Below are 21,796 nucleotides of genomic sequence, written 5' to 3' on the forward strand. Positions count from 1 at the left end.
GCTAGGCTGGCAACCATGCCTGATATCGCCAAGGTGCTCATCGCCAACCGCGGCGAGATCGCCGTCCGCATCATCCGTGCCGCTCGTGACTCCGGGATCGCCTCCGTCGCCGTGTACGCCGACCAGGATCGCGACGCTCTGCACACACGTCTTGCCGACGAGGCGTACGCCCTCGGCGGAGCGACGAGCGCCGAGACCTACCTGCAGATCGAGAAGATCCTCTCGATCGCCCGCCGCGCCGGCGCAGATGCCGTGCACCCCGGTTACGGCTTCCTCGCCGAGAACGCGGAGTTCGCCCGAGCAGTCATCGGTGCGGGAATGACCTGGATCGGTCCCTCCCCCGAGGCCATCGAGGCGCTCGGAGACAAGGTGACAGCCCGTCACGTCGCCGAGAAGGTGGGCGCCCCGCTCGCCCCCGGGACCCCCGGCCCCGTGGCCGGCGCCGACGAGGTCGTCGCCTTCGCGAAGGAGTTCGGCCTGCCGATCGCGATCAAGGCCGCGTACGGCGGCGGCGGACGCGGCCTCAAGGTCGCCCGCGAACTCGACGAGGTCGCCGAGCTGTTCGAATCCGCGACCCGCGAGGCCGTCACGGCCTTCGGCCGCGGCGAGTGCTTCGTAGAGAAGTACCTCGACAGGCCCCGCCACGTCGAGACTCAGTGCCTGGCGGATGCCGAGGGCAATGTCGTCGTCATCTCGACCCGCGACTGCTCTCTGCAGCGCCGTCACCAGAAGCTCGTCGAGGAGGCGCCTGCGCCATTCCTCACGGACGAGCAGAACGACCTGCTGTACTCGGCGTCGAAGGCCATCCTCAAGGAGGTCGGCTACGTCGGTGCGGGCACCTGCGAGTTCCTGATCGGCGCCGACGGCACCGTCTCGTTCCTCGAGGTCAACACCCGCCTGCAGGTCGAGCACCCCGTCTCCGAAGAGGTCACCGGCATCGACCTGGTGCGCGAGCAGTTCCGCATCGCCGCCGGAGGCACCATCGACTACGACGACCCGAAGCCGACCGGACACTCGATCGAGTTCCGCATCAACGGCGAGGACCCCGGTCGCGGGTTCCTCCCCCAGCCGGGCCCGATCCACGTCTTCAAGACCTTCGGCGGCCCCGGCATCCGGCTCGACTCCGGTGTCACCGCCGGTGACTCGGTGTCTGGAGCGTTCGACTCGCTGCTCGCGAAGATCATCGTCACGGGCAAGGACCGCGCCGAGGCTCTCGAGCGGTCACGCCGTGCTCTCGACGAGTTCGAGGTCGCAGGACTCCCGACCGTGATCCCCTTCCACCGCAAGGTCGTCCGCGACCCAGCCTTCACCGCGGAGAACGGCGAGTTCGGCATCTTCACGCGCTGGATCGAGACCGAGTTCGAGAACGACATCCCCGCCTGGGACGGCGAGCTCGAGTCGCCCGCAGCGTCGGAGAACCGCCACACAGTCGTCGTCGAGGTCGGCGGCAAGCGCCTCGAGGTCAGCCTTCCGGACCGTGTCGCGGTCGCGGCCGGTACAGCCGGACGCCCCGCCGCAGTTCCGCCGTCTCGCCGCAGCCACGCGACCTCGGTCAGCGCCGGCGCGTCGGGCGACGCCGTGAAGTCGCCGATGCAGGCCACCGTCGTGAAGATCGCCGTCGAGGAGGGCCAGGAGGTCGTCAAGGGCGACCTGGTCGTGGTCCTCGAGGCGATGAAGATGGAGCAGCCGCTGCAGGCGCACAAGGACGGCACGATCAGCAACATCAGCGCGGTAGCCGGCGCGACGGTCTCGGCCGGGCACCAGCTGCTCACGATCAGCTGACCGCAGAGAGTCATGGCGAAGGCCCCCGCCTCGAGGCGGGGGCCTTCGCCATTCCTTCAGTCCGCAGGGGCGGAGGCGCACCATTCGTCGAACATCCGCTGCCCTGCCGAGGTGCCGAGAGCAGCGCGTGCCGCCGGCGAATCGTGGAACTCACGCAACGCCGACCAGACGACCTGCGGGTGCGTCTTCAGCATCGCCGGGGCCACGGTGACCGTGCCGGGAACACGCATCCCGTCGGATGCGGTCACGCGACTCGGATCCACGCGGAGTCTGATGAGCGGGAGCTCGTCCATGCCGCGTCGCGGCTCGGTCGTGTCCGGCTCCACGCGGCGGATCGCGCTCCACGGCACGTACAGGGTCTCGGTGACACGCATCAGGAGCACCCCGTCTTGGCCGATGCCCATGCCCAGCGGTCGACGCCCGAAGGAATCGGCGCGGTATTGCGTGACGGTCGCGCGCACGGCCGTGTAGACGAACAGCGCGGCGGCCGCCGCGAGCACCGCCACTCCGAGGAAGGCCTCGGGACGGCCGGTCAGCCCGATTCCGACCGCCACGACCGTCGCAGCCGTGAAGACGACGGCCCACACGATACACAGCGTCAAGGTGACGACGCCCGGCCGCCGCTCCGGCACGAAGTGCATGCGCGCATCGGGACTCGCCATCCGCCCGCGCGTCAGTGTCGCCGTGTCGACCAGCCGCGCGCGCCCGTCGACGAACGGGCTGCGCCCCGCGACCGCCAACGCCGTGATTCCGAACAGGCCGACGAACGCACCCGACCACAGCGGGCCAGCGGCACCACCCGAGAAGCCGATCATGGCAGCTGCGGCCGCGATGAGGGCGAGGCCGACCCAGAGCATGCCGACACGTCGTCGGGGTCGACGTGCACCCCACGGCGACGGCCACTCCTGCAGCGGCGGCAATTCGCTGAGGTCCGTCACCGGTCCCTTCCCACGACGACGAGCAGCAGGAGTGGATGAGCGGAGAGCATGGCCTTCGTCAGCGTCAGGAGATCTTCGCGTTGACGAGGTGCATCGCACGGCTCGCATCGGTGATGCTGCTCGACAGCGACGGGTACGCCGCGAAGACGCGGGAGACCTGATCGACGGTCAGGCGTCGCTCGACCGCGACGGCGATCGGGTAGATCAGCTCGGATGCCTTCGGTCCGACGATCACTCCGCCGATCACGGTGCCCGAGCCCTTGCGTGCGATCAGCTTCACGAAGCCGTCCTTGATGCCCATCATCTTCGCGCGCGGGTTCGCGGCGAGCGGCAGCTTGTAGACGAGCCCGTCGGCCACGCCGTCTTCGACGTCCTTCTCCGAGTAGCCGACCGTGGCGATCTCGGGAGCGGTGAAGATGTTCGAGGTGATCTTGATCAGCTCGAGCGGGATCACGATGTCGCCCAGCGCGTGGAACACGGCCGTGCGGCCCTGCATGGACGCGACCGATGCGAGCGGGAAGAAGTTCGTGCAGTCGCCGACGGCGTAGACGTTGGGCACCGAGGTGCGAGCCACGCGGTTGACGCGGACGTGTCCGCTCTCGTCGAGTTCGACTCCCGCATCCTCGAGGCCGATGCCCGCGGTGTTGGGGATCGAGCCGACGGCCATGAGGCAGTGGCTGCCGTCGACCGTGCGGCCATCCGACAGCGTCGCCGTCACACCGTCCTTCGTGACCTCCACCTTCTCGGCGCGAGCCTTGGACAGCACCGTCATGCCACCGCGCTTGAAGACCTTCTCGAGCACGCGCGCGGCATCCTGATCCTCGCCCGGAAGCACCTGGTCGCGGCTGGACACCAGGGTGACCTTGGCGCCGAGGTTCATGTAGGCGGAGGCGAACTCGGCACCGGTCACACCGGACCCGACGACGATCAGGTGCTCGGGGAGAGCCTTCATGTCGTACAGCTGCGTCCACGTGAGGATCCGCTTGCCGTCGGGCTTGGCCGAATCCAGCTCGCGCGGCGACGCACCGACGGCGACGATGATCGTGTCGGCCTCGATGCGGTCGAAATCCGTGCCGCCGTGACCGGTCGAGACGATGATCGCGTTCGGCCCCTCGAGGCGTCCGTGTCCGGACAGGATCCGCACGCCGGCTTCGAGCAGTGCGGAGCGCATGTCCTCGGACTGCTGTCCGGCGAGGGCGATGAGGCGCTTGTTGACGGCGGCGAGGTTGATCGCGATCTCGGGCTTCAGCGGCTTGCCGTGCTCGCCCTTCGCGTAGAACTGCACGCCCAGGTCGGATGCTTCCGAGATCGCGATGGCCGCATCGGCCGTCGCGATCAGGCTCTTCGAGGGGACGACGTCGGTGAGCACCGCCGCACCACCCACGCCGACGCGCTCGACCAGGGTCACCTCGGCTCCGAGCTGAGCGGCTGCGAGTGCCGCTTCGTAACCGCCGGGACCGCCACCGAGGACGGCGACGCGCTGAGTGCGCTCAAAAGGGGTGGAAGACATGATCTCCATTCTTCCGCAATCCTGGCCCCGGAGCCTGCACCTTCCTAGAGTGGATCCATGTCTGAAACACACAGCAACCCCCTCGACGACCCGAATGCGAACCCGTTCGAGGTCGCAGCCGACGCAGCCGCCGACATCGCGCGCCTGACCGGAGTCGAGAAGCACGACATCGCCCTGACCCTCGGCAGCGGCTGGGGCAAGGCCGCCGACATCATCGGCGAGACCGTCGCGACCATCCCCGCCACCGAGGTGACCGGCTTCTCGAAGCCCGCTCTCGAAGGGCACGTGGGCACTCTGCGCAGCATCCGCACCCCCGACGGCAAGAACGTGCTCGTCATCGGCGCCCGCACCCACTACTACGAGGGCCACGGCGTCCGTCGGGTCGTGCACTCGGTCCGCACTGCCGCTGCCACGGGGGCGAAGATCATGGTCCTCACCAACGGCGCCGGCGGCGTCCGCGAGACCTGGACACCCGGCCAGCCCGTGCTGATCAGCGACCACATCAACCTCACGGCCGACTCGCCGCTCGAGGGCGCCACCTTCATCGACCTGACCGATCTCTATGCGAAGCGCCTGCGTGACATCGCTCGCAGCGTCGACCCGACCCTCGACGAGGGCGTCTACACGCAGTTCCGCGGCCCGCACTACGAGACGCCGGCCGAGGTGCAGATGGCGAAGCACATCGGCGGCGACATCGTCGGCATGTCGACCGCCCTCGAGGCGATCGCCGCTCGTGAGGCCGGCATGGAGATCCTCGGCTTCTCGCTCATCACCAATCTCGCCGCCGGCATCCAGAAGACACCGCTCAGCCACGCGGAGGTCATCGAGGCCGGCCGTGAGGCCGAGCCGGTGATCTCGGCACTGCTGGCCCGAGTGGTCGAGGCGCTGTGAACGACGAGCGCCTCGCGCAGGCGCGCGCCTGGATGAGACAGGACCCCGATCACGAGACCCGCGACGAACTCGCCGCGGTCATCACTCGCGCCGCGGCCGGTGACGAGGCGGCGGCAGCCGATCTCGACGACCGCTTCCGCACCCGACTCGCTTTCGGCACCGCAGGGCTTCGCGGAGCACTCGGGGCCGGCAGCAACCGCATGAACCGCGTTCTCGTCGCGCAGGCCGCCGCCGGCTTCGCCGCCTTCCTGCGCGAGAAGTCGCACGGGCGCACGCCGACCGTGATCGTCGGCTACGACGGACGCCGCAACTCCCGGGTGTTCGCGACCGACTCCGCCGAGCTCTTCGCCGGAGCAGGCCTACGCGCGATCCTGCTCCCGAGACTGCTGCCGACGCCGGTGCTCGCCTTCGCAGTGCGGCACCTCGGTGCGGATGCGGGTGTCATGGTCACCGCCTCGCACAACCCCCCGAACGACAACGGCTACAAGGTCTATCTGGGTGGCGCCGACCAGGGGTCGCAGATCGTCGCACCCGCCGATGCCGAGATCGCCGCGCACATCCAGCGGATCGCCGACGCGGATGATGTCTCGACCCTGCCTCGCTCCGCCGGCTACGAGACGGCGGGCGAGGATGTGGTCGAGGCGTATGTGGCCGCGACCGCCGCGGTGGCTCCGGCGCCTGCGGGAGGGCGCGACCTGCGGTGGGTCTACACCGCGATGCACGGAGTCGGATGGGAGACGCTGTCGAAGATCGTGTCGGCCGCCGGCTACCCGCAGCCGATGGTCGTCGAGGAGCAGCTGAAGCCCGACGCGACGTTCCGCACCGTGTCGTTCCCCAACCCGGAGGAGCCCGGGGCGATGGACCTGTCCTTCGCTCGCGCGCGTCGTGTGCAGGCGGACTTCATCATCGCGAACGATCCGGATGCCGACCGACTCGCCGTGGCGATCCCCGATGCGTCCTCCGAGAGCGGATGGCGTCGCCTCACCGGCAACGAGGTCGGACTCCTGCTCGGCGCGCGCGCCGCACGGAAGGCTGCGGGCACTCCCGGCGCCTCGCTGGCCTGCTCGCTCGTCTCCTCCCCCGGCCTCGGCGCCGTCGCCGCGCACCACGGTCTCGACTTCCACGAGACCCTCACGGGCTTCAAGTGGATCTCCCGGGCCCCCGGCATCGTGTTCGGGTTCGAGGAGGCCCTCGGCTACCTCGTGAACCCGGAGACAGTGCGAGACAAGGACGGCATCTCGGCCGCCGTCGCGGTGCTCGGTCTCGCGGCCGAAGCCCATGAGCGCGGAAAGTCGCTCGCCGACCTGCTGTCCGAGCTGGGCGACACCTACGGCCACTTCGCCAGCGGGCAGGTGTCCGTGCGCGTGCAGGATCTGTCGGTCATCGGCAGTGTGATGCTCTCGCTGCGCACGCTTCCACCGCAGCAACTCGGCGGCCACGCCATCACCTCTGCCGAGGATCTGCTGCGCGCCGGTGAGGGGCAGCCTTCGGGAGATGTGCTGCGGTACCGGCTCGCGGACGGCTCGCGCATCATCGTGCGTCCGAGCGGCACCGAGCCGAAGCTCAAGGTCTACATCGACGCCACCGCCGACTCCGCTGAGCGGGCGAGCGCGACGGTCGGCGAGCTCGAGGCCGCGGTGCGCGTGCTCCTGGAAGAACGCTCGTAGGCCGCATGCCGAGAAGACATGTCGTGATCAGCGCCCACAACGGGGTGCATGCGCGCCCCGTCGCCGAGCTCGTGCGTCTCGTGCAGGCGCACCCGCACGCCGTGACCCTGCGCACGTCGTCGGGCGCGATCGTGGACCTCAGCAGCGTTCTCGCGCTGATGGACCTCGGACTCGCGCCCGGCGATGCGGTGGTGCTCGAGACTGCGGAGTCGGCGGATGCCGAATTCGTGCTCGACACCCTGGCCGGTGTGCTGGATCCTCGGGGCTGAGCCGGCCCTCAGCCGTCGATGACGGCGACGAGCTCGTCGAGGAACGCCTCGAAGGTCGTGCCTCGACGGAGGATGCGCTGCACGCTGTCGCGTTCGCTGAACACCTCGACGAGCTGCTCGAACACCGTCTGAAATGCGGCACGGTCGCTCTCGCTGAACGCTGCGAGGGCGACCACCTGCACCCGTCCCTCGCCCCAGGCTGCCGATCCGTCTGCGACGCCGATCGCGATCGCGGTGCGCGTCGCGGTCATCTGGAGCGCGTGGGGCACTGCGAGAGCATCGGTGAACGCCGTCGACGACATCCGTTCGCGGAGGATGGTGTTGTCGACGTAATCGTCGCCGATGAGGCCGGCATCCACGAGCAGTCCGCCCAGTCGCCGGATGATCGACTCCTCCCCCTCATCCGGCAGCGGGTAGAGGAACGCATCGGCGACGAAGTAGCGCGCGAGCTCGGCACGGAGCCTGGTCAGACGTCTGCCGCGCCTGACACGCGCGGCAGCCTGCTGGATCCGATCGACATCGGCGTCCGTGAGGAACGGCTGGATGCGCACGAAGCGATCCCCGGCCGCTCCCGGTTCGATCGTGCTGAGCACGAGATCCGTGTCGAACGACGCCCAATCCGGGTCGACCTTCGTGATGACACTCGTCACCTCGATCGCCGATCCCAGCGAACGGTCGACGCTCGACCGGAGCAGCTCGTGGAGCTCGTAGTAGCCGGGACACACGATGGTCGCAGTGAGGATCGACTCGGCCTTGCGGCTGCGCTCGAGACGTCCGCCGACGTGCATGGCGATGTAGGCGATCTCGTCGTCGTGGATAGGCGTGCCGAGACGATCGTGCAGGCCGCTGGCGATCGAGACGGCGACCTCGAAGATCATCGGGTACGAGGTCTTGAGCGAACGCGTCAGCGGGTTGCGGGTGAGCGCGCTCTCCTCGGCTCGTCGCATCAGATTCTGCACGTGCAGGGCGAGACGCAGGACGAAGGTCTCATCGACCAGGTCGACTTGGAAGTCGTCCGCGGCCCTCGCGATCTCGGCACGGACGGCTGCCTCCACCCGTGGGTCCACACCGCTGCGGGCGACATCACCCGCGGCGTCCTCTCCCGGCGCCACGATGCGGGTGAGCACGAGGGATGCGAGATGGCCGCTGTCGCCGTCTCCCAGCGCAACGGAGAAGTGCTGCTGGGCGAGACGGGCGATCACGGCGCCGACCCGCGGGATCTCCTCGCGGGCACCGGCGGGCCCTTCTTCGAGCGCATGGCCGGCCGCCACCCTCTCGGCGGCGATCGCGATGTGCAGAAGGACATCGGAGATCGCGAGCTCGTTGACGTAGTAGCCCTGCTCGCCGAGCTCGCGCACCAGCTCGGACTTGAAGGGCCCGACGGCATCGGCGGCGATGATTCCGCCGGCGAGCGCCCGGCGGAAGGTCTCGGGATGGAACGACGCGGCGTCCATCTCGTCGTGAGCCAATCGCGACAGCAGACGGCGCTGGGCCGCCTCGTTGCCGCGTAGCCGCACGATCTCGCGGTCTCTCTCGAGGGTGAGATCGGTGCCGTCGAGCAGCGTGCGAACACGGGCGAGATCCGCTTCGAGCGTGGCTTCGCTCACGTGGAGGGCATCCGCCGTGGCGAAGACGTCGACGCCGTCCGGCACATCGAGCAGCGTGCGCACGAGCCCGTGCAGGCGGTCCCGCGGAGCGGACTCGCCGTTCTGACGGGCGCGCAGCGCCTGCCGCGCCCCCGGCCCGGCACGGTATCCGGCGGGGCCGGACTCGACGGCATCCGCCTCACCGGTCCTCGCGTTCAGGGCGGCGACGTACGAGCGGATGCTGCGCGGCGTGACGCCCAGCTGATCGGCGAGATTCGCGGCCGTCACCCACTTCTCCTGCCGGAGCAAGGATGACAGGAGCTGGTCCTGACGCTGTCGCGACATGATGCTCCCTCCTCCGTGCCGACCGCACTGTCCTGACGTGACTTCCATGATGTCAGGAAGGTGAGGGTGCCGCTCCGAAACCGATGTTCCGCAGGGGCGGAAAGGAACCTGTTGGCGACCGCCGCCGACTCTTCCCAGACTGTTCTCAGGAAAGGTGAGCATCGATGAAGATCCTCGTGGTGTGCGGCGCCGGTGCGTCGAGCACGTTCGTCGCGCAACGACTCCGACGGGCGGCCTCCGAGGCCGGCCTCGACTGGGACGCCGCCGCAGGCATGGAGCAGTCCGTCGCCGGCAGCGACCACGATCTGATCCTCGTCGGTCCGCACCTCGCCGATCGCTTCGAGGCGATCCGACTGGCCGCATCCGCTCGCGTGGCGGTGCTCCCCGACGACGTCTTCGCCGATCGGGACGGCACCCGCACGCTGGCGCTCGCCCGCTCGATCATCGCCGATGTCAGGAACACCCCGAAAGGAACATCATGACCGTCTCTCGCACCGTCCGGATCGGCTCATCACACGGACTGCACGCCCGTCCGGCGAAGCTCTTCGCTCAGGCGGCCAAGGACTCGGGAATCCCCGTGACCATCGCCAAGGACTCGGGCAAAGCGGTCAACGCGGCCAGCATCCTCGGCGTCATCGCGCTCGCGATCGAGCACGGCGACTACGTCACGCTGACCGCCGAAGGCGACAGTGCCGAGAGCGTGCTCGACACGCTCACCGAGCTGCTCACGACCGACCATGACCAGGACGCCGGCGCGTGAGCGAGCTCAGAGGAGTCGGGATCGGTCTCGGGGTCGCCCAGGGCGTCGTCGTCCGGATGACCGAGTCGCTGCCCGCTCCCGAGAACACCCCCAGCACCCAGGGCGCGGACACCGAGCGCACACGAGTGCGTGAGGCCGTCGCCGCGGTCGCCCAGGAGCTCACCGCGCGCGGTGAGGCTGCCGGCGGCTCGGCGCAGGAGGTGCTCGAGGCGCAGGCGATGATCGCCGAGGACCCGACGCTGCAGGACGAGGTCGACACGCGCATCGACGACGGCGCCACAGCCGAGTGGGCTGTGCACGACGCATTCGCCGGTTTCCGCGCGACGCTCGAAGCGGTCGGCGGCTACCTCGGCGAGCGCGCTGCCGACCTCGATGACATCGCTCAGCGGGTGCTCGCGCGTCTTCGCGGCGTCGATGCACCCGGAGTCCCCGATCCGGGGCATCCGTTCGTGCTGGTGGCGCGAGACCTCGCCCCGGCGGACACCGCGCTGCTGAACCTCGATCAGGTGCTCGCCCTGGTCACGTTCGACGGCGGGCCGACCTCGCACACGGCGATCCTCGCCCGTGAGAAGGGCATCGTCGCGATCGTCGGGGCGGCATCCGCCTCCGAGCTCGCAACCGGCCGGACGGTCATCGTCGATGCCGCCGCCGGAACCGTCACCGTCGATCCGTCCGACGATGAGAAGACGCGCGCCGAGCAGCGCGCCGCCGCCCGCCGCTCGGCGGACGCCGCACCACTGACCCCCGGCGCCCTCGCCGACGGCACGCCGATCCCGCTGCTGGCAAACCTGGGGAAACCTGCAGACGCATCCGATGCCGTCGAACGCGGGGCCGAGGGCGTCGGGCTGTTCCGCACCGAGTTCCTGTTCCTCTCCTCGGCGCAGGCACCGACGGTGCAGCAGCAGCGCGAGTCGTACCGCGAGCTGCTGGCGGCCTTCCCCGGCAAGAAGGTCGTCGTGAGGATGCTGGACGCCGGGGCCGACAAGCCACTGGCGTTCCTCAACGATGCGCACGAGGAGAACCCCGCGCTCGGGCTCCGCGGGCTGCGTGCTCTCCGCGCGAGCGAAGACATCCTGAGAGAGCAGCTGACCGCGCTGGCCGAGGCGGATGCCGCGACCGAGGCCGACCTCTGGGTCATGGCACCCATGGTCGCGACCGTCGAGGAGACCCGGTACTTCACCTCCCTCGCCCGGGAATACGGACTGAAGACGGCCGGTGTGATGGTGGAGATTCCGGCGAGCGCCCTGCTCGCCGACCGGGTGCTCGCGCACGCGGACTTCGCCTCGATCGGCACCAACGACCTCACGCAGTACACGATGGCCGCAGACCGGATGCTCGGCTCGGTCGCCTCGTTCCAGGACCCGTGGCACCCCGCCGTGCTGCGACTCGTGCGCGAAGTCGGCGCGGCAGGCGCCCGGCTCGGCAAGCCGGTCGGGATCTGCGGCGAGGCTGCCGCAGACCCGATGCTCGCGATCGTGCTCGTGGGGCTCGGCGCCACCAGCCTCTCGATGGCACCGTCGGCGCTGGCCGACGTGCGCCAGATGCTCTCCACCCGAACTCTCGACGAGGCCCGCAACCTCGCCGAACTGGCCCTGGCGGCAGACGATGCCGCCGGAGCCCGCCTCGCCGTGGCCGATGCCACAGCAACCCTTCCCCCTCACCAGAAAGAGACGACATCATGACGACGACGTCACCGGCCGCCACGAAGGCAGGCGGCCTCCGAACGGGCGTGCAGCGCTTCGGCACGTTCCTGTCCGGAATGATCATGCCCAACATCGCCGCGTTCATCGCGTGGGGATTCATCACCATGCTGTTCATCCCGAAGGGCTTCTTCGGGTCGGAAAGCCCGTTTGGCTGGCACTGGGCCGGTGTCGCCGAGACCATCGGCGGCGGCGGCGACTCTGCCGTCGTCGGCTGGCAGGGCGCCATGACCGCGGTCGCCGAGGGCGCCGACGGCAACATCCTCGCGTACGTGGGCCTCGTCGGCCCCATGGTCACGTACCTTCTTCCGCTCCTCATCGCCAACACCGCGGGCCGCATGGTCTACGGCGAGCGCGGCGGCGTCGTCGCGACGATCGCCACGATGGGTGTCATCGTCGGCACGAACATCCCGATGTTCCTCGGCGCGATGATCATGGGACCGCTCGCGGCCTACGTCACCAAGCAGATGGACCGAATCTGGGACGGCAAGATCCGCCCCGGCTTCGAGATGCTGGTGAACAACTTCTCTGCCGGCATCCTGGGCATGCTCCTGGCGATCTTCGGCTTCTTCGCCTTCGGTCCTGTGATGCTCGGCATCAGCGCCGTCCTCGGCGGGGCGGTCGACTGGCTGGTCGCACTGAACCTCCTGCCCCTGGTCTCGATCATCGTCGAGCCCGCGAAGGTGCTGTTCCTGAACAACGCCATCAACCACGGCGTGTTCACCCCTCTCGGCATCGAGCAGGCCGCGGAGACCGGCAAGTCGATCCTGTTCCTCATCGAGGCGAACCCCGGCCCCGGTCTCGGCCTGCTTCTCGCATTCTCGTTCTTCGGCGTCGGCGCGGCGAAGGCGTCCGCGCCGGGAGCTGCGATCATCCAGTTCTTCGGCGGCATCCACGAGATCTACTTCCCGTACGCACTGAGCAAGCCGACCACGATCCTCGCCCTGATCGCGGGTGGAGCGGCCGGCGTCACGACCAACATGGTGCTCGGTGGCGGTCTGGTGTTCCCCGCAGCCCCCGGCAGCATCATCGCCGTGACCGCGGCCGCTGTCGGCCCGGGTGTGGGGAACCTGCTCGTCGTCTACCTGTCGGTCGTCATCGCCGCCGTGGTCACCTTCCTCGTCGCCGGCGTCATCCTGCGCGCCTCCCGCAAGCGCGACCTGGAAGCCGAGGGCGACAGCTTCGGTGACGCGATCGCACAGACTGAGGCGAACAAGGGCAAGTCGTCCGCCGCGATGGATGCGCTCCGCGCGTCCTCGGGTGCGGGTGCTGCGGGTGCAGCTGCCGGTACAGGCGCAGGCGTCGCCACCGACCGCCGCATCGAGAACATCGTGTTCGCCTGCGACGCCGGCATGGGCTCGTCGGCCATGGGCGCGAGCGTGCTGCGAAACAAGTTCAAGAAGGCGGGGGTCGAGGGCGTCACCGTCACGAACCAGGCCATCGCGAACCTCGACGGCACCGCCGACCTGGTGATCACGCAGCAGCAGCTGACGGATCGCGCGAAGGCGCAGTCGCCGGACTCCGTCCATGTGTCGGTCGACAACTTCATGAACTCTCCGAAGTACGAAGAGGTCGTCGAGATGGTGCGCGAGCAGCGCGGCACCGACGCGTGACAGACCGGGCGGGGCGGGTGCTTCGGCATCCGCCCCGCCTCCACATTCTCAGAAAGAAGGAATCACCATGAGCGTTCTCACTCTCGACCAGGTCCGCATCCACTCCGGAAGCAGCACTCAGCAGGAGGCACTGCAGGAGGCGACCGACATCCTCGTGTCCGTCGGTGCCGTCACTCCTGCCTACGTCGACGCGATGCGTCAGCGCGAAGAGACCGTGTCGACCTACATGGGCAACGGCCTGGCGATTCCGCACGGCACGAACGACGCGAAGGACGCGATCCTCGGATCCGCCCTGTCGGTCGTCCGCTACGACGGCGGCGTCGACTGGGACGGCGAGCCTGCGACGTTCGTCGTCGGCATCGCCGGTCGCGGTGACGAGCACCTCGAGATCCTCTCGCAGATCGCGATCCTGTTCTCCGACGAGGACGACGTCGCGAAGCTCAACGCCGCCCGGACGCCCGACGAGCTGTACGCCCTGCTGTCGGCGGTGAACGACTGATGAAAGCCGTCCACTTCGGCGCCGGCAACATCGGCCGAGGCTTCGTCGGACTGCTGCTGCACGAGGGAGGCTACGAGGTCGTGTTCTCCGACGTCGCCGATGCGCTGGTCGACGCGATCAACGCCGTCGACTCGTACACCGTGCATGAGGCGGGCCCCGGCGGCACCGACCACGTGGTGACCGGGTTCCGCGCGGTCAACAGCAAGACCGACCCGGATGCCGTGGCCGACGAGGTCGCGACCGCCGATGTGGTCACCACAGCGGTCGGGCCCACCGTCCTTCGTTTCGTCGCTCCGACTATCGTCGCGGGCCTCGCCCGCCGACCCGCCGGAGCCGCTCCCCTCCAGGTCATGGCCTGCGAGAACGCGATCGGCGCGACGGACACCCTGCGCGCAGAGGTCGAGAAGGCCGCCGGGGCGGATGCGGAGGAGCTGCTCTCCCGAGCGGTCTTCGCGAACACCGCGGTCGACCGCATCGTCCCAGGGCAGCCCGCAGACGGCGGCGTCGACGTCACCGTCGAGCCCTACTTCGAGTGGGCGATCGAATCCGAGGCCTTCGGCGGCGCGCTGCCGAACATCCCCGGAGCGCACTTCGTCGAGAACCTCGCCCCCTACATCGAGCGCAAGCTCTTCACGGTGAACACCGGGCACGCGGCCACCGCGTACTTCGGCGCTCGGGCCGGCATCGAGCGCATCTCGGATGCTCTGGCCGACCCGGACATCGCAGCTCGCGTGTCGGCCGCTCTCGAAGAGACCTCCGCGGTGCTCGTCGCCGAGCACGGGCTCGACCCCGCCGAGCTCGCCGGATACCGCGCCACGATCCTCGAGCGGTTCCGCAACCCGGCGCTCGTCGACACCGTGCAGCGCGTCGGGCGTCAGCCGTTGCGCAAGATCTCGCGACACGAACGGTTCATCGGACCCGCGGCGATGGCAGCCGAGAGAGGGCTGCCGACCATCGCCCTGGTCGGCGCCGTCACCGCCGCGCTGGAGTTCGAAGCGCCGGACGACGAGCAGGCGGTCGAGATGCAGGAGGCCCTGCGCACCGAGGATGCGCTCGCCTTCACTGTGCGCACGACGGGGCTGGATCCCGAGCATCCGCTCTTCCCTGCAGTGCTCGACGCCGTGATCTCACGTCAGACGGCTCTGAACGCCACCTGAGCGCCGCAGCACGCATCGCCCGCGCCCTCTGCCGATACGATCGGCGGAGGGCGCGGGTGCGTGCACAGCGAGGTGCGGGAGCAGAATGAGCAGATACGCCGTCATCGGCGCGGGGCCGTCAGGACTGGCTGCCGCCCGCGCGCTCACGAGACGCGGAATCGGCGTCGACGGATACGAGGCCTCTGCAGGGGTCGGCGGGCTCTGGGACATCGACAACCCGCGCAGCACGATGTATGAGTCGGCGCACCTGATCTCGTCTCGCACCACCACCGAGTTCACCGAATTCCCCATGCGATCGACGGTGGACTATCCGGGCCACCGGGTGCTTCGGCAGTACTTCCGCGATTACGCCGACCACTTCGGTCTCACCGACCACTTCCGGTTCGCGACGAGGGTCACGCGCCTCGAACCGCGGGACGGCGGCTGGGACCTCACCAGCGACGGCCCCGAGGGCGAGCAGACCAGGTGGTACACCGGCGTCGTGATCGCGAACGGCACCCTGGCCGAGCCGAACATCCCCACCTTCGCGGGCACCTTCGCCGGCGAGCTGATGCACACGAGCACCTACAAGTCCCCCGATCAGCTCGCAGGCAGGCGCGTGCTCCTGATCGGCGCGGGCAACTCGGGCTGCGACATCGCGGTCGACGCCGTGCACCACGCCGCATCCGTCGACATGAGTGTCCGCCGCGGGTACTACTTCGTGCCGCGGTACCTCTTCGGCAAGCCGAGCGACACGCTCAACCAGGGGCGGCCGCTGCCCGCCCGCCTCAAGCAGGCCGTCGACAGTCGCGTGCTGCGGGCTTTCACCGGCGACCCGGTGCGCTTCGGCTTCCCGAAGCCCGGCTACCGCATCTACGAGTCTCACCCGATCGTCAACACCATGGTCCTCGATCATCTCGGCCAGGGCGACCTGCGCATCCGTTCCGACATCGACCGGTTCGACGGCTCGACCGTGCGATTCCGCGACGGCACGTCGGACGACTACGACCTCGTGCTCCTCGCGACCGGGTACACGCTCGACTATCCGTTCGTCGACCGCGCGCACCTGCACTGGCGCGGCGCGGCCCCCCGACTGTTCCTGAACATCTTCCCCGCGTCGTTCAACGGCCTCTATGTGATGGGCATGATCGAGGCATCCGGCATCGGCTGGCAGGGGCGATACGAGCAGGCGGACCTGCTGGCGACCTATCTCGACGCCGCCGAGCACGCGCCGGCACGAGCCGCGCGGTTCCGCGACCGGGTGACCTCGGAGCCGTGGCCCGACCTCACGGGTGGTTATCGCTACCTCGGGCTCGACCGCATGGCGTACTACGTCAACAAGGACGCCTACCGCAGCGCCGTCCGTCGCGAGAAGCATGCGCTGGAGACCCCGACGGTGCAGCGGTCCTGATCCTCGGGTCAGAGGTCCTTCACATGCGCAGGCTCTAGCGTTGAACCCGTGCAGAAGAAGCGTGGCCGTCGTGTCCTGAAAGTGATCGTCTGGGGACTCGTCGCCGTCCTCGTGCTCGGAATCGGCGGCATCGTCGCCTGGAGCCAGATCGGCGTGATGCCCGCCGAGAAGGCGCCGCTGGCGAGCGTCAGGGAGAACCCCGCGATCCACGTCGAAGACGCCGAGCAGGGAATCGTGCTCACGCCCGCAGACGGCGAGTCCGAGACGGGTCTCGTGTTCATCCCCGGGGCGAAGGTGGACCCGTGGGCGTACGCCGCGATCCTGCAGAGCCTCGCCGAGGAGGGCGTGACCGTCGTCATCACCCGCCCCTGGCTGAACCTGGCCTTCTTCGACCTGCGCGGCCTGGACTCCTTCACATCGGCGGCCCCTGGGATCGACGAGTGGGCGGTCGGCGGCCACTCCCTCGGTGGCGTGCGCGCGTGCCAGCTCGCCGCAGACGCGGAGGCGCTCGTGCTGTTCGGATCGTACTGTTCGAATGATGTCTCCGACACCGACCTCGCCGTGCTGAGCATCTCGGGCAGCGAGGACGGGCTCTCGACGCCCGAGAAGATCGACGCCGCCCGCGACCAGCTCCCGGCCGACGCCGAGATGATCGAGATCGAAGGCGCTTCCCACGCATCGTTCGGCGACTACGGCCCCCAGGCAGGCGACGGGACTCCGACGATCACCGACGACGAGATGCACGACGAGGTCGCCGGGATCCTGAATCCGTTCATGGCTGAGCTCCCCCGGAGCTGACCCGCTCTTCGCTCAGCGCCTCAGCGCCTCCGGTCTCAGCCGATGACGGCATCGAGCAGCGGATGCAGGTGTCGCGTGCCGAGCACCCCTGCCGCCGTCCGCGCGCCCGCGGTGAGCGCCGACCGCACGTCGGCGCCGGAGAGTCGGGTGTCGAGCACGCCCGCGAGGAAGGCATCGCCGGCGCCGTTCGTATCGACGACGTCGACGGGCACCGCCGCCATGCGGTGCTCCACGCCGTCGGCGTCGATCGCCACTGCGCCCTCCGCGCCGAGCGTGCACACCGCGAGCGACGATCCCGCCGAGATGCGCGAACGGAGGAAGGCCACCGGATCGGCGAGGCGGTCGGCGTTGCAGAACACGGCGTCGGCAGCGTCGAGGAACGGCCGGTGGAAGTCGGCCTCGCCGTCGTAGTCGTGCACGTCGACCCAGATCGGGCGTCCGGTGGCCCTGGCCGCCGGGAGAAGCCGCAGCGGTTCCGCCGCGAGGTCGAGCACGATCACATCGGCCCCTCTCATCGCAGCGACCAGAGCATCGTCGTCGGCGCCATCCGTCGCCCCGGGCGAGGCGAGATAGAGCGACACCCGCTCGCCGCCACGGGTCATGAGATTCAGGTGACGCTCCGTGGCGTCGCCGTCACCCCACAGAGTGCGCACGCCTGCCCTGTCGAGGGCATCGCGCACGCGCTCCCCCGGCTCGTCCCCAGCGCTCAGCGCATACAGCAGCGTCTGGCGCCCGAGCGCGGTGAGGCTGAGCGCCTTACCCGCACTCGTGCCGCCGATCGTCTCCCAGGAGTCCTCGGCGAACTGCATGTGGGGCACGGGCTCCGGAAGGCGGTCCAGCACGACGATCGAGTTCCAGGAGGCGGGCCCCGCGATGAAGACGGATGCGGTCATGGCTCCATCCTGCCCGGTGCGACCGCCTGATCAGCCGATCCGCTTGATCAGCGAGTCCAGTCCCATTCCGTAGTCGATTCGCACGACCGGGAGCGCGAGCTTGTCCGTCCCGATCTCGACATACCCCGGTTCGATGGTGCGTGCCATCTCGAAGCCGGCCTGTGCGACGCCCTGCTTGGCAGTGTCGTTGTAGTGGCCGAACGGATACGCGATCACCTCACGCACCCCGAGCACATCCCCTGAGACGTTCAGATCCGCAGCGATCTCGTCGGCCGTCCAGTTCGTCATCCGGCCCTTGCCGTTCTCTCCCGCCTGATGCATGTCGTGGGTGTGCGACCGGCGCAGGACGTAGACCGACGGCGGAGGGTCCTGCCGATAGGCCGTGATCATGAACGACGTCGAGAGGAGCTTGTTCCGCTCGATCACCGGCACCGCCAGGTCGAACCAGGTCTGGTCGGCATCGTCGTCGGTGATGATCACCGAGCGGGCGGGCAGCGAGAGCCGTCCGTCGATGAACGCGCTCAGTTCGTCCCAGGTCGGAAGATAGAAGCCGGTCGTCGCGATGTGAGTCATCTGCGCGTCGAAGTCACCGATGTACGCGTAGTTGCCGCGAAGCCACCCCGACTCGCCGTCCGGGTTGGCCGTGAACTGGTGGTACATGAGGATCGGCACCTGCACGTCGGCGGCGGCGTTCGCCTCGGCGGTCGTCCACCCGGCGAACAGATCGGTCTGCTGGTCGACGCAGGCGACAGGATCGGCGCCGTTCACACGCGCGGCGACGGTGTACGCCGCGGCATCCGCCTCGGTCGTGTACCACCCCGCGAAGACCCGACCGTCCTGCGCCGGGATCGGGAGCGCCGCATAGAGCCCGTCCTGCCGCTGCAGCATGGGCTCGGTCGGGGCTCCGTCGCCGAAGAAGGTCACCGCGCACGCGAGCGGGTCGTCGGCATCCGCGAGGAGCTGCTGAACGGGCGTGAGCGGGCGCTCGATGACTGCGGCGCCGGCGCGCGGAGTGCTCTCCGCCGGCGCGCGCGTCGACCAGGCGTATGCCGCCGACGCGCCCGCCGCGAGCACGATGACGGCGCTGATGATCACTGCGACGCCGACGCGGCGTCGCTTCCCCCCGGAAGCCATGATCTAGATGTCGAATCCGTCGGCGATCATCTCCACGAGCTCCTCGCGCTCCTCGACGGGCAGGAAGGCTCCGGCCGCGGCGTTGAACTGGAAGGTCTCGAGGTCATCGAGGTCGTACTCGAACGTCTCGACGAGGAGCGACAGCTCACGGGTGAGGGAGGTCGCGCTCATCGTGCGGTTGTCGACGTTCACCGTGACCGCGAAGCCGAGCTGGTAGAGCAGATCGAAGGGGTGATCGGCGAGAGAGTCGCCCCACGCCGCGATCGCTCCGGTCTGGAGGTTCGACGACGGCGACAGTTCGAGAGGGATCTCGCGGTCGCGCACCCAGCGCGCCAGGTCGCCGAACTGCACCTGCACCTCGTCGCCTTCCTGGGCGATCACCTGCAGGTCCTCGGCGATGCGCACCCCGTGGCCGAGTCGCAGGGCTCTCCCGTCGATGAGCGCCGAGCGGATCGACGCCGGGCCGGCCGCCTCTCCGGCGTGCACCGTGACGGGGAAGAAGTTCTCCGCGAGGTAGTCGAAGGCGGCGCGATGGTTCGACGCGGGGAAGCCGTCCTCGGGGCCGGCGATGTCGAAGCCGACGGCCCCGCTACCGCGGAACCCGACTGCGAGCTCTGCGATCTCACGCGAGCGATCGGTGTGACGCATGGCGGTGATCAGCTGGCCGACGCGGATGCTGTGGCCGTCGCGATCTGCGGCGTCCTCGCCCTCCTCGATGCCCTGCTGCACGGCCTCGACTGCCTGCTCGAGCGAGAGACCGCGGGTGAGGTGCTGTTCGGGCGCCCACCGAACCTCGCCGTAGATCACTCCGTCGTGCGCGAGGTCCTGCACGAACTCTCGTGCGACGCGAGTCAGGCCCTCCGTCGTCTGCATGACGGCCGTCGTCAGATCGAAGGTCTTGAGGTACTCGACCAGAGAACCGGAGTCGCTCTTCTTCGCGATCCATCTGCCCAGAGCGGCCGGGTTCGACTCCGGAACCTCGAAGCCGATCGCATCCGCCAACTCGATGATCGTCGATGGGCGCAGCGCGCCGTCGAGGTGGTCGTGCAGCGACACCTTGGGCAGGCTGCGCAGAGACGCCCCTTGGATGGTGACATCGCCGTTCGCGTCGATCGACATGGGGATTCCTCTCGGTCGCGGATTCGCTGTGTTCAGGCTAGCGGTCGGAGGATCAGGCCGTGATGCGCTCGCGAACGATCGGGCCTGCTGCGGGAGCCTCGTCGCCGATCGCCCATGCACCCTCGAGCGCCTCGAGGGCACGGGGGAACCGGGCCTCATCGGCGGCGGAGAGGGTGAACAGGGGCTGGCCGGCCACCACGCGCTCGCCGGGCTTGGCGTGCAGATCGATGCCGGCCTCGAAGACCACGGGGTCCTCCGCCCGCGCGCGTCCCGCTCCGAGACGCCACGCCGCGATGCCGAACGGCAGCGCATCCATCTGAGACACCACGCCGTCGGCGGGGGCGGTGACCACGTGCGTCTCTCGAGCCGTCGGCAGCGGCGCATCCGGATCGCCGTCCTGCGCGCGGATCATGGCCTTCCAGCCGTCCATCGCGCGACCGTCGTCGAGGGCGGCCTCGACATCGGCATCCGGCTGTCCCGCGAGTGCGAGCATCTCGCGGGCCAGAGCGATCGTCAGCTCACGGACGTCGGCGGGGCCTCCGCCTGCGAGGACCTCGACCGATTCGCGCACCTCGTTGGCGTTGCCGATGGCGAGTCCGAGAGGCACGTTCATGTCCGTCAGCAGTGCGGTCGTGGCGACACCGGAGTCGGTGCCGAGGGCCACCATCGTGCGCGCGAGTTCGCGTGCCCGGTCGATGTCCTGCATGAACGCACCCGAGCCGAACTTCACGTCGAGCACCAACGCGTCCGTGCCCTCGGCGATCTTCTTAGACATGATGCTCGAGGCGATCAGCGGAATCGCCTCGACCGTGCCGGTGACATCGCGCAGCGCATAGAGCTTCTTGTCGGCAGGAGCGAGGCCGGAGCCCGCGGCGCAGATCACCGCGCCCACCTCGCCCTGCATCTGCGCGAAGATCTCGTCGTTGCTGAGCGCAGCGCGCCAACCGGGGATCGACTCGAGCTTGTCGAGCGTGCCACCGGTATGGCCGAGTCCACGTCCGGAGAGCTGCGGCACCGCGACGCCGAACACGGCGACGAGCGGTGCGAGCGGCAGGGTGATCTTGTCGCCCACCCCTCCGGTCGAGTGCTTGTCGACGGTCTTCTTCCCGAGGGTGGCGAAGCTCATCCGCTCCCCCGACGCGATCATCGCGTCGGTGAGCACGCGGATCTCATCCCGCTCCATGCCGCGCTGGAAGATCGCCATCGCGAACGAGGCCATCTGCGCGTCCGACACGTAGCCACGCGTGTAGGCGTCGACCATCCAGCGCAGCGCCTTCTCGGGCACGGCGCCTCCGTCACGCTTGGCACGGATCACATCGACGGCGTCGAAGGGCTCAACGCTCATCGGGCGTCCTCCAGGTCTCGGGGGCCGAACGCGTCCGGCAGTACTTCATCGATGGTCCGGATGCCGGAGACGGTCTCCAGCAGCATCCCGGGCATCGCGTGTTCGTAGAGCAGCTGGCGGCAGCGGCCGCACGGCATGATCGTCTGCCCGTCGTTGTTCACGCACACGAAGGCGACGAGCTGGCCGCCGCCCGACATGTGCAGGTCGCCCACCAGTGCGCATTCTGCGCACAGCGTCACGCCGTACGACGCGTTCTCGACGTTGCAGCCGGCCACGATGCGGCCGTCGCCGACGAGGGCGGCGGCGCCGACCCGGTATCGCGAGTACGGCGCGTAGGCCTTGGTCATGGCGTCTGTCGCGACCTGGCGAAGCTCATCCCAGTCGATGTCGGTCATGTCTC

Annotated in this window: 20 protein-coding genes; 12 read left to right on the forward strand and 8 right to left on the reverse strand. The window is 69.1% G+C overall.

Annotation, left to right across the window (positions count from 1 at the left end; genetic code table 11):
- Nucleotides 1–15: 15 nt before the first annotated feature.
- On the forward strand, nt 16–1,782 hold the full coding sequence (locus ACIP5T_RS14835) for an acetyl/propionyl/methylcrotonyl-CoA carboxylase subunit alpha (RefSeq protein ID WP_400865014.1): 1,767 nt from the start codon (nt 16–18) through the stop codon (nt 1,780–1,782).
- Nucleotides 1,783–1,838: 56 nt separating this feature from the next.
- On the opposite strand, the gene ACIP5T_RS14840 is transcribed toward ACIP5T_RS14835, so the two are convergent.
- Together ACIP5T_RS14840 and ACIP5T_RS14845 are read right to left on the reverse strand one after the other, a co-directional pair.
- On the reverse strand, nt 1,839–2,720 hold the full coding sequence (locus tag ACIP5T_RS14840; protein WP_400865017.1) for a hypothetical protein: 882 nt from the start codon (nt 2,718–2,720) through the stop codon (nt 1,839–1,841).
- A 64-nt stretch (nt 2,721–2,784) separates the two neighbouring features.
- Nucleotides 2,785–4,239, reverse strand: a complete 1,455-nt coding sequence (locus ACIP5T_RS14845) for an NAD(P)H-quinone dehydrogenase (RefSeq protein WP_194285947.1) — start codon at nt 4,237–4,239, stop codon at nt 2,785–2,787.
- 48 nt (nt 4,240–4,287) lie between these two features.
- Here ACIP5T_RS14845 and ACIP5T_RS14850 point away from each other — a divergent pair, with 48 nt between their 5' ends.
- The 3 genes from ACIP5T_RS14850 to ACIP5T_RS14860 are packed head-to-tail and all read left to right on the forward strand — an operon-like array spanning nt 4,288 to nt 7,057.
- Entirely contained in the window at nt 4,288–5,121 is an 834-nt protein-coding gene (locus ACIP5T_RS14850; RefSeq protein WP_400865021.1) for a purine-nucleoside phosphorylase, read from the forward strand.
- Nucleotides 5,118–6,788, forward strand: a complete 1,671-nt coding sequence (locus ACIP5T_RS14855; protein WP_400865024.1) for a phospho-sugar mutase — start codon at nt 5,118–5,120, stop codon at nt 6,786–6,788. The genes ACIP5T_RS14850 and ACIP5T_RS14855 overlap by 4 nt, the downstream gene beginning before the upstream one ends.
- A 5-nt stretch (nt 6,789–6,793) precedes the next feature.
- A complete protein-coding gene (locus ACIP5T_RS14860) occupies nt 6,794–7,057 on the forward strand; it encodes an HPr family phosphocarrier protein (protein ID WP_400865027.1) in 264 nt (87 codons plus the stop codon).
- Between the two features lie 8 nt (nt 7,058–7,065).
- Here ACIP5T_RS14860 and ACIP5T_RS14865 read toward each other — a convergent pair whose 3' ends face one another.
- Entirely contained in the window at nt 7,066–8,988 is a 1,923-nt protein-coding gene (locus ACIP5T_RS14865; protein WP_400865030.1) for a BglG family transcription antiterminator, read from the reverse strand.
- A gap of 164 nt (nt 8,989–9,152) precedes the next feature.
- Here ACIP5T_RS14865 and ACIP5T_RS14870 point away from each other — a divergent pair, with 164 nt between their 5' ends.
- The 8 genes from ACIP5T_RS14870 to ACIP5T_RS14905 all read left to right on the forward strand — a co-directional run bounded on the left by ACIP5T_RS14870 (nt 9,153) and on the right by ACIP5T_RS14905 (nt 16,905).
- The gene (locus ACIP5T_RS14870) at nt 9,153–9,470 is read left to right on the forward strand and encodes a PTS sugar transporter subunit IIB (protein ID WP_400865033.1); all 318 of its coding nucleotides are present in this window, start codon (nt 9,153–9,155) and stop codon (nt 9,468–9,470) included.
- Nucleotides 9,467–9,748 (forward strand): HPr family phosphocarrier protein, encoded by a 282-nt coding sequence (locus ACIP5T_RS14875; protein WP_400865036.1) that lies wholly within the window; start codon nt 9,467–9,469, stop codon nt 9,746–9,748. Before ACIP5T_RS14870 ends, ACIP5T_RS14875 begins: the two co-directional genes overlap by 4 nt.
- Nucleotides 9,745–11,430 (forward strand): phosphoenolpyruvate--protein phosphotransferase, encoded by a 1,686-nt coding sequence (gene ptsP, locus ACIP5T_RS14880; RefSeq protein WP_400865039.1) that lies wholly within the window; start codon nt 9,745–9,747, stop codon nt 11,428–11,430. Before ACIP5T_RS14875 ends, ptsP begins: the two co-directional genes overlap by 4 nt.
- Nucleotides 11,427–13,061, forward strand: coding sequence for a PTS mannitol transporter subunit IICB (locus ACIP5T_RS14885; protein WP_400865042.1), 1,635 nt, complete (start codon nt 11,427–11,429; stop codon nt 13,059–13,061). Before ptsP ends, ACIP5T_RS14885 begins: the two co-directional genes overlap by 4 nt.
- Nucleotides 13,062–13,128: 67 nt before the next feature.
- On the forward strand, nt 13,129–13,560 hold the full coding sequence (locus ACIP5T_RS14890; RefSeq protein WP_400865045.1) for a PTS sugar transporter subunit IIA: 432 nt from the start codon (nt 13,129–13,131) through the stop codon (nt 13,558–13,560).
- Complete coding sequence (locus tag ACIP5T_RS14895; protein WP_400865048.1) at nt 13,560–14,717, forward strand: mannitol-1-phosphate 5-dehydrogenase; 1,158 nt, start codon at nt 13,560–13,562, stop codon at nt 14,715–14,717. The genes ACIP5T_RS14890 and ACIP5T_RS14895 overlap by 1 nt, the downstream gene beginning before the upstream one ends.
- 85 nt (nt 14,718–14,802) lie before the next feature.
- Nucleotides 14,803–16,107 carry a flavin-containing monooxygenase gene (locus ACIP5T_RS14900; RefSeq protein WP_400865051.1) on the forward strand — a complete coding sequence of 435 codons (1,305 nt, stop codon included), beginning with the start codon at nt 14,803–14,805 and terminating at the stop codon, nt 16,105–16,107.
- Between the two features lie 48 nt (nt 16,108–16,155).
- Complete coding sequence (locus tag ACIP5T_RS14905) at nt 16,156–16,905, forward strand: alpha/beta hydrolase (protein WP_400865054.1); 750 nt, start codon at nt 16,156–16,158, stop codon at nt 16,903–16,905.
- A gap of 35 nt (nt 16,906–16,940) precedes the next feature.
- Here ACIP5T_RS14905 and ACIP5T_RS14910 read toward each other — a convergent pair whose 3' ends face one another.
- The 5 genes from ACIP5T_RS14910 to ACIP5T_RS14930 are packed head-to-tail and all read right to left on the reverse strand — an operon-like array spanning nt 16,941 to nt 21,791.
- Nucleotides 16,941–17,798, reverse strand: coding sequence for a carbohydrate kinase family protein (locus tag ACIP5T_RS14910; RefSeq protein WP_400865057.1), 858 nt, complete (start codon nt 17,796–17,798; stop codon nt 16,941–16,943).
- Between the two features lie 30 nt (nt 17,799–17,828).
- Nucleotides 17,829–18,932, reverse strand: coding sequence for a polysaccharide deacetylase family protein (locus ACIP5T_RS14915; RefSeq protein ID WP_400865060.1), 1,104 nt, complete (start codon nt 18,930–18,932; stop codon nt 17,829–17,831).
- Between the two features lie 3 nt (nt 18,933–18,935).
- The gene (locus tag ACIP5T_RS14920) at nt 18,936–20,051 is read right to left on the reverse strand and encodes an adenosine deaminase (protein WP_400865063.1); all 1,116 of its coding nucleotides are present in this window, start codon (nt 20,049–20,051) and stop codon (nt 18,936–18,938) included.
- Nucleotides 20,052–20,103: 52 nt separating this feature from the next.
- Nucleotides 20,104–21,396, reverse strand: coding sequence for a thymidine phosphorylase (locus ACIP5T_RS14925; RefSeq protein ID WP_400865066.1), 1,293 nt, complete (start codon nt 21,394–21,396; stop codon nt 20,104–20,106).
- On the reverse strand, nt 21,393–21,791 hold the full coding sequence (locus ACIP5T_RS14930) for a cytidine deaminase (RefSeq protein ID WP_042536471.1): 399 nt from the start codon (nt 21,789–21,791) through the stop codon (nt 21,393–21,395). The genes ACIP5T_RS14925 and ACIP5T_RS14930 overlap by 4 nt, the downstream gene beginning before the upstream one ends.
- Between the last annotated feature and the right edge of the window lie 5 nt (nt 21,792–21,796).

Origin of the sequence: Microbacterium sp. NPDC088619 (assembly GCF_044752825.1) — a bacterium.
Taxonomy (GTDB): Bacteria; Actinomycetota; Actinomycetes; order Actinomycetales; family Microbacteriaceae; genus Microbacterium.

Bases quoted from the DNA above. Each gene is read 5' to 3' on its own strand.
- ACIP5T_RS14865 (WP_400865030.1), bottom strand. From the start codon at position 8,988: ATGTCGCGACAGCGTCAGGACCAGCTCCTGTCATCCTTGCTCCGGCAG.
- ACIP5T_RS14835 (WP_400865014.1), top strand. From the start codon at position 16: ATGCCTGATATCGCCAAGGTGCTCATCGCCAACCGCGGCGAGATCGCC.
- ACIP5T_RS14860 (WP_400865027.1), top strand. From the start codon at position 6,794: ATGCCGAGAAGACATGTCGTGATCAGCGCCCACAACGGGGTGCATGCG.
- ACIP5T_RS14925 (WP_400865066.1), bottom strand. From the start codon at position 21,396: ATGAGCGTTGAGCCCTTCGACGCCGTCGATGTGATCCGTGCCAAGCGT.
- ACIP5T_RS14920 (WP_400865063.1), bottom strand. From the start codon at position 20,051: ATGTCGATCGACGCGAACGGCGATGTCACCATCCAAGGGGCGTCTCTG.
- ACIP5T_RS14875 (WP_400865036.1), top strand. From the start codon at position 9,467: ATGACCGTCTCTCGCACCGTCCGGATCGGCTCATCACACGGACTGCAC.
- ACIP5T_RS14930 (WP_042536471.1), bottom strand. From the start codon at position 21,791: ATGACCGACATCGACTGGGATGAGCTTCGCCAGGTCGCGACAGACGCC.
- ACIP5T_RS14850 (WP_400865021.1), top strand. From the start codon at position 4,288: ATGTCTGAAACACACAGCAACCCCCTCGACGACCCGAATGCGAACCCG.
- ACIP5T_RS14895 (WP_400865048.1), top strand. From the start codon at position 13,560: ATGAAAGCCGTCCACTTCGGCGCCGGCAACATCGGCCGAGGCTTCGTC.
- ACIP5T_RS14890 (WP_400865045.1), top strand. From the start codon at position 13,129: ATGAGCGTTCTCACTCTCGACCAGGTCCGCATCCACTCCGGAAGCAGC.
- ACIP5T_RS14910 (WP_400865057.1), bottom strand. From the start codon at position 17,798: ATGACCGCATCCGTCTTCATCGCGGGGCCCGCCTCCTGGAACTCGATC.
- ACIP5T_RS14900 (WP_400865051.1), top strand. From the start codon at position 14,803: ATGAGCAGATACGCCGTCATCGGCGCGGGGCCGTCAGGACTGGCTGCC.
- ACIP5T_RS14885 (WP_400865042.1), top strand. From the start codon at position 11,427: ATGACGACGACGTCACCGGCCGCCACGAAGGCAGGCGGCCTCCGAACG.
- ACIP5T_RS14915 (WP_400865060.1), bottom strand. From the start codon at position 18,932: ATGGCTTCCGGGGGGAAGCGACGCCGCGTCGGCGTCGCAGTGATCATC.
- ACIP5T_RS14870 (WP_400865033.1), top strand. From the start codon at position 9,153: ATGAAGATCCTCGTGGTGTGCGGCGCCGGTGCGTCGAGCACGTTCGTC.
- ACIP5T_RS14845 (WP_194285947.1), bottom strand. From the start codon at position 4,239: ATGGAGATCATGTCTTCCACCCCTTTTGAGCGCACTCAGCGCGTCGCC.